Annotated in this window: 5 protein-coding genes; 4 read left to right on the top strand and 1 reads right to left on the bottom strand. The window is 43.7% G+C overall.

Annotated features, from left to right (window positions below; genetic code table 11):
• Nucleotides 1-44: 44 nt before the first annotated feature.
• The gene (locus ASV53_RS21555) at nt 45-1,763 is read left to right on the top strand and encodes a phospho-sugar mutase (protein WP_094958622.1); all 1,719 of its coding nucleotides are present in this window, start codon (nt 45-47) and stop codon (nt 1,761-1,763) included.
• A 70-nt stretch (nt 1,764-1,833) separates the two neighbouring features.
• Here the strand turns inward: ASV53_RS21555 and ASV53_RS21550 are convergent, their stop codons facing one another.
• Complete coding sequence (locus ASV53_RS21550) at nt 1,834-2,985, bottom strand: amidohydrolase (protein WP_094958621.1); 1,152 nt, start codon at nt 2,983-2,985, stop codon at nt 1,834-1,836.
• A 150-nt stretch (nt 2,986-3,135) separates the two neighbouring features.
• Between ASV53_RS21550 and ASV53_RS21545 the strand changes: the two genes are divergently transcribed.
• The 3 genes from ASV53_RS21545 (at nt 3,136) to glgA (ending at nt 6,800) form a co-directional block, all read left to right on the top strand.
• On the top strand, nt 3,136-3,414 hold the full coding sequence (locus ASV53_RS21545) for a PepSY domain-containing protein (protein WP_094958620.1): 279 nt from the start codon (nt 3,136-3,138) through the stop codon (nt 3,412-3,414).
• Nucleotides 3,415-4,063: 649 nt separating this feature from the next.
• Nucleotides 4,064-5,281, top strand: a complete 1,218-nt coding sequence (glgC, locus tag ASV53_RS21540; protein WP_094958619.1) for a glucose-1-phosphate adenylyltransferase — start codon at nt 4,064-4,066, stop codon at nt 5,279-5,281.
• Nucleotides 5,271-6,800 (top strand): glycogen synthase GlgA, encoded by a 1,530-nt coding sequence (gene glgA / locus ASV53_RS21535; RefSeq protein ID WP_094958618.1) that lies wholly within the window; start codon nt 5,271-5,273, stop codon nt 6,798-6,800. Before glgC ends, glgA begins: the two co-directional genes overlap by 11 nt.
• The last annotated feature ends 171 nt before the right edge of the window (nt 6,801-6,971 follow it).

Raw genomic sequence — 6,971 nt, 5'->3', positions numbered from 1 at the left:
ATTTACTGTAGTTTCAGTTAAAACAAAGCCGCAGGAATCTAATCATGAATACAATCATCTCCCAGTGGATTACTCGAGATCCCGACCCGAAAACCCAGCAAGAACTTAAAGGTTTGATCGATGCAGGTAATGAGGCTGAACTGCAAGCTCGTTTTTCGGGGCGCCTTGAATTTGGAACAGCAGGGTTACGCGGTGTAGTTGGTGCTGGTCCGAATCGTATGAACCGCCTCGTGATTCAAGAAACAGCAACGGGCTTAGGGCAGTACTTGTTATCGCAAATTGAAGAAGCCGATCATCGTGGTGTCGTTATTGGTTATGACGGCCGATTAGATTCGAAACAATTTGCTCAAGATGCTGCTGCGGCGCTAACAGCCATGGGCATTAAGGTATACCTAACAAGTAAAGTGGCTGCGACACCGCTAGTGGCTTTTGGTGTAAAACAGCTGGGAACAGCGGCAGGTATAGTGGTAACGGCAAGCCATAATCCCCCTGAGTACAATGGCTTTAAAGTGTACTGGGAGAATGGTGCACAAATTATCGCCCCACATGATTCAGGCATTGCCGCTGAAATTGATAAAGCCGCAGCCCAACCTTTGCACTTGATGGATCTTGAGCAAGCAGAGCACCAAGGCTTGCTTGTGTGGTTAGAAGATGATTTTTATCAAGCGTATTTAGATGCACAGTTAGCGAACCCGCTGTTGCAGAATCACCACCAACCAGAAGCCGTTTCGATTGCGTACACCGCCATGCATGGTGTGGGGGCTGATATGGCAGAAACTATGCTTAAACGCGTAGGTTTTGAACATGTTTATAGTGTGGCTGCCCAGCGCGAACCTGATGGTACTTTCCCTACTGTTAATTTTCCCAACCCTGAAGAAGCAGGGGCTATGGATTTAGTCATTGCAGAAGCCAAAAAGCATAATGCGACCTTAGCGTGTGCCAACGACCCAGATGCAGACCGCTTTGCGGTCGCTGTTCGTGACTTGCATGGCGAGTATAAAATGCTAACAGGGGATCAGGTTGGTATTTTATTTGGACATTACTTGCTGAATGTGGCGAGTGGCAGTAGTGAGAATCTCGTGGGGACAACGATAGTGTCTTCGAGTTTACTTGAAAAAATTGCCCACGCACATCAGGCGAATTTCTTTCAAACTCTGACTGGGTTTAAATGGCTGACGAACGTTGCGATGCAAAAGCAGACTGAAACGAGCCAATTCTTATTCGCTTATGAGGAAGCTTTGGGTTACACCGTGGGTAGCAAAGTGTGGGACAAAGATGGTTTAACCGCTTTGGTTGCTTTTGCCCAAATGACAGCCGAACTTACAGCAAAAGGTCAGTCGATTTGGTCTCAGCTTGAAGCTATTTACCGTCAGCACGGCTTTTATTTGAATGCACAGCGCAGTATCGCTTTGATGCCCGATTCTCCTGCCATTGGGAGTGTTTTACGTGCATCGCCACCATCGCGTATTGCTGGCGTCGATATTGTACAAACAGATGACCTGCAAATTGCCCAGCGCACCTTCTCTGGCTCTCTTGCTGCGAAGCCTACAGAGTCGATAGATTTACCAGCCAGTGATGTATTGATTTATCATCTTGAGAATGGCGCGCGGGTGGTGGTACGCCCATCTGGTACCGAACCTAAAGTGAAGTGCTATTACGAAGTTGTCGAGCAAATGCTTGAAGATGAGAGCTACGAAGATGCAAAACAGCGTGCGGAAGTACAAATGGCAGCACTAATTAGTGAGCATCAGTCATCGCTGTAAAGAGAAAATAGTCGCTCTATGTTGAGTGATTAAAGCGCGCCTTATCTAAAGCGCGCTTTTTTATGAACACTTACTTACCTGAATGGGTATGCCGTTCTTCTAGTAGCTTGATGAATAAGCGAGATGCAATACCGATAAGTTCATCGGGGAAATCAAAATCAGGGTTATGTAATTCCGGGTGTGTTTCACCGCTGCCAAGGCAAAATAGTGTTCCTTGCCAGTGGCTTAAAAATTCGCCAACGTCTTCAGACCATCGCATGGGTTTCGATGGGATTTCAATTGGGTATCCCAATTCTCTTGCTGCTGAAATCAGTTGCTGGGTACAAGCTGGATGGTTATGAGTTGCAGAGAAAGGTTCAACCCATTCAATGGCAGAGGTTAATCCCTGTTCAATTGCTTGTGTATCAACAAAAGCCTGTAACTGTTTTTGCATGCTGGCAAGTGCATGGTCACTATCGCTGCGTATTGTTGCCATGACATCCGCTCTGCCTGGAGAGGTACCAAATCCTGGATTACCAATTTTGACGTGCACTAAAGTGACTAAGCAGAAGGCATTCTCAATGCTGTCTGGAAGATCTTCTAAATAGGCCATAATTCGGCTGACTGCGGTGGCTGGGCTACGACCATTTTCAGGTTTAGCTGCGTGCGATGTTTTACCTTTTAGCGAAATACTCACACCGGTGGATGCGCATGCAAATGCCCCTTCTTTGACGACCACAGTGCCAAGCGGATAGCCCGGCAAATTATGATAGGCGTAGACGGCGTCAGGATTAAACTGTTGCAGCCTTGGATCCGCCAGCATCATTTTTGCGCCAAGCCCAATCTCTTCAGCAGGCTGAAACAGTAAAATAATACGGCCATTAACGGGAGGGTGCAGGCTGAGATGCTCAGCGACACTCAATAAACTTGCAGTATGGCCATCATGGCCACATGCATGCATACAGCCTCCATGTCGAGATGTATGGTCATGCTCTGCTTGTTCACTGATTGGCAAGGCATCAAAATCTGCTCGTAATAATGTTTCCTTTCCCGGATTCCCACTATTGATGTCAACGACAATGCCGAAGCCACCTATATTGGTATGAGGGGATAGCCCAAACTTTAAAAGCTGATCAATAATGACCGATGCGGTCTTTTGTTCTTGTAGTGATAGCTCAGGGTAGCGATGTAGATGATGGCGAAATCGAACTGGGTCAAAAGCGCCTGATAGATGACTAGACATAGCACCTTCATGGTTAATCAATAGGAGCACACTGTAACGAGCACAATGGAATGAATGTGTGATCCGATTCACGAGGTAGCAGAAACATCGCTGTCGAGAGAGGGATTTAGCTTTGTTATGATGCTTGAGTCCACATTTGGAGAGAATAAGATGAAGTTGTTTGTACCATCTGGCTTTTTGGTTTTAACGTTAGCGATAGCCCCTGTAGCTTGCATTGCTGACCCTGTTCATACGACGCCCACTAATGCACTTACGGTGCAGCAAGCACTTCGTATGTTGCAAGATCAGGGCTACTACGATTTTAAGAAAATTAAGTTAGAGCAAGATGAAGACGAGATTGAAGTTGAAGCTCGTAACAAAATAGGCCATAAAGTTGAAATCGAACTAGATCTTTATACAGGGCAAGTATTAACGATCGAACATGATTAACGGCGAGTACTCGCTTCTTTCCTTGTTACTGATGAGTAACAGCGTAAATGCTTATTGATTTGCTTGCTGTTACTTACAATTCCCTCAGTGTATTTTCTGCTGCAAATTAACTCCTGTTTGGTATTCTTTAGTCGCATAATACCTCTCTTTTTTGTTTGTTATATGTTGTAATTTAACAAGATGTTGCTGTTAATCCTGTGTTGTTACCTATTGGCGGTTTTTTCAATATCGAATTGCTTTTAATTTGTTCTTTGTCCCAATTTTTATTTGGCTGCATTGTACCAGTGCGTAACAAAGCTGACATATTTCCATCATCACTCTGTATTTAACCCTAAGTTAGAATTGTATTTATGTATCCTTGTGGTTATTGAATGTTGTAATAATCATTACAGGGATGCGATTGTTTTTAACTTTATTTTCAGTGTTAATTATCTGCTATTAGCACAAAGCATCGATTTAATTATCGTAAATCGCTTTAAATCAGTGGTTAAGGCTGGGTTGTAGGGTTGGGCTGGAGGTTTGTGTTGTCATTTGGTGTCGCATTTATTGGAAATATTCACCAGTATTCACTGCAAGGATATTCTCAACCACCTACAGAGTGTGATATATATGACAACGATTGCTTAAATTAATAACACGGAGGTACACCATGGCTGGCGTTTTAGGAATGATTTTGGCAGGCGGAGAAGGATCTCGTCTTCGTCCGTTAACGGATTCACGTACAAAACCTGCAGTGCCATTTGGTGGCAGTTACCGACTAGTTGATTTTGCGTTAAACAATTTTGTTAATGCAGACTTAATGAAAATCTACGTTCTTACTCAGTTCAAATCTCAGTCTCTTTACGTTCATATGAAAAAAGGCTGGAACATCACAGGTATCACAGATCGTTTCATCGATCCTATTCCTGCTCAGATGCGTATGGGTAAACGCTGGTATGACGGTACGGCTGACGCCATTTATCAAAATATTCGATTTATCGAACTCGCAGAGCCAGAGCAAGTGTGTATTTTTGGTAGTGACCACATCTATAAAATGGATGTGAAGCAAATGCTTGACTACCACAAGGAAAAAGAAGCACAACTTACTGTTTCAGCTATCCGTATGCCACTGCATGAAGCTAGCGCATTCGGTGTAATTGAAGTGGATGCAGAAGGGCGGATGGTGGGTTTTGAAGAAAAACCAGCTAATCCAAAATCGATCCCTGGTGATCCAGAGCACGCACTTGTGTCTATGGGTAACTACGTCTTTGAAACAGGCGTATTGTGCAAAGAGCTTGAAGAAGATGCTGAGAATGAAAATTCTAGTCACGACTTCGGTAAAGACATCATTCCAAAACTTGTTCCTCAAGGTAAGGTGTTTGTTTACGACTTCAACACCAATGTTATTCCTGGCGAACAAAATAACGGTTACTGGCGTGATGTAGGTACGATTGAATCGTACTGGCAGGCACACATGGATTTATTGTCGGAAGATGCCCCATTCTCGCTTTATAACCGTCAATGGCAACTGCATACTTTCTACCCACCGCTACCACCAGCAACTGTGCTTGATAGCGAAGAATGTAAAGTTGATATTAATAACTGTATGATTTCAGCTGGCAGCTATATTCGCGGTGCGCGCATTCATAAGTCAGTACTTGGCTTCCGTACCAATGTGGATTGCTGTAGCACAATTTCAGAGTCTATCATTTTGGGTGATGTGAAAATTGGTGCCAACTGTTCAATCCGCCGCACAATTATTGATAAAAACGTCATGATTGCACCAGGGACTGTGATAGGTGAAAACCTAGAGGAAGATCGTAAGAAATATCACGTTTCAGACGAAGGAATCGTCGTTATCCCTAAAGGAGCAAAAATTGGTTACTAAGAAAAAAGTGGTAACGAATAAGCCGTTAAAAATCTTATTTGTATCTTCTGAGGTCGAAGGCTTAGTTAAAACAGGAGGGCTTGCCGATGTGGCGAAGTCTCTACCTGCGGCACTGAAAGCGATGGGGCACGATGTGCGCATTGCGATGCCTTATTATCGTGTTCTTGCACAGCGTGAACAGGTTGAACCTTGTCTAAGCACTGAGTTGAAGGTTACATCGCAACCTACAGCAGTGCCTTATCAGGTAATACCGCTGAGTAGCGGCGATGTATCTGTATATGCGATTGATGCCCCGCAGTATTTTGATCGTGCAGAGCTCTATGCTGAAAATAATGAAGCCTATGCTGATAATGGCGAACGCTTTTCATTTTTCAGTGCAGCTTCGCTCGATTTATGTGAAAAAGTGGGCTTCCAGCCTGATTTTATCCACTGTAATGATTGGCACACAGGTTTAGTTCCATTTTTATTACGCACTCGTTATGCAGACAGCCAGTTCTTTGCTGAGACAAAGAGTGTCTTAACTGTCCATAACGCTGTATTTAAAGGTGTATATAACTACGATCAATTTAGTTTGATCCCAGAGCTTATTCAGCACCGTTATATGCATTTAGAAATGGATGCTTCACACATTAGCATGCTAAAAGCGGGTGTTGCTTATGCGAATAAAATTAATGCTGTAAGTCCGAACTATGCGTCTGAATTGCTCACGCCATTGGGTGCGCATGGGATGGACTTTGACTTTAATCAACGCGCCAGTGACCTATTCGGTATTGTGAACGGTTGTGATTACGATGATTGGAATCCTGAGACGGACCCATTCATTAAGCAACATTTCAAAGCGAATAAGATCAGCATGACGCGCGGTAAAAAAGCGTGTAAGCGTGATTTGCAACAGCAAGTCCATTTACCGGTTAAAGATGTGCCCTTGTACGGTATGGTATGTCGCTTGACTGAGCAGAAAGGTATTCATTACTTACTGCCAATCTTACAACAATTCCTTGTACATGATGTGCAGGTCGCGATTGTTGGCACTGGTGACCCACGCCTTGCTGAACAACTGCATGACTTGGTAAAAGCAAACCCTGAAAAACTCGCATTTGTTGAAACTTACAGCAACCCACTCGCACACTGTGTAGAAGCGGGATCTGACTTCTTCTTAATGCCGTCAGAGTTTGAACCCTGTGGTTTGAACCAGATGTATAGTTTAGCGTATGGCACATTGCCGATTGTACGCAGTGTTGGCGGCTTGAAAGATACGGTGATTGATTACGATCAGACGCCACAAGTGGCAACAGGCTTTATGTTTGACGCACCAACAGCGGAAGGGCTGCTAATTACATTGCAACGCAGCTTGCTATTGTATTGCCAGCAACCCCAAGAATTTAAACGTATGCAGCAAAATGCAATGGCGTGTAAATTCTCTTGGCAAGAATCTGCAGAGCGATACGTTGAAATGTATATGAGCGATGTGCTTGATAGTAACCAAGCTGCAATGAGTTCTGAGTCTATTTCGCAGTAAACCTAGTTTTTCATTGTATATACCAAAGCCTCCAGTAATGGGGGCTTTTTGCGCCTGTATGCCTCCAGTGTATAAATGGTGTGTATAAATGTCGTATGCGGTATTGGGTATTTCACTTATTCCTTTGGCGATTTATTTTTTGTACTTAAAATGTAATAATTGTATTTATTT

Source organism: Photobacterium sanguinicancri, from assembly GCF_002265265.1.
Taxonomy (GTDB): Bacteria; Pseudomonadota; Gammaproteobacteria; order Enterobacterales; family Vibrionaceae; genus Photobacterium; species Photobacterium sanguinicancri.
This window is presented reverse-complemented; position numbering and strand designations above follow the sequence as displayed.

Bases quoted from the DNA above. Each gene is read 5' to 3' on its own strand.
- ASV53_RS21550 (WP_094958621.1), bottom strand. From the start codon at position 2,985: ATGTCTAGTCATCTATCAGGCGCTTTTGACCCAGTTCGATTTCGCCAT.
- ASV53_RS21555 (WP_094958622.1), top strand. From the start codon at position 45: ATGAATACAATCATCTCCCAGTGGATTACTCGAGATCCCGACCCGAAA.
- ASV53_RS21545 (WP_094958620.1), top strand. From the start codon at position 3,136: ATGAAGTTGTTTGTACCATCTGGCTTTTTGGTTTTAACGTTAGCGATA.
- glgC (WP_094958619.1), top strand. From the start codon at position 4,064: ATGGCTGGCGTTTTAGGAATGATTTTGGCAGGCGGAGAAGGATCTCGT.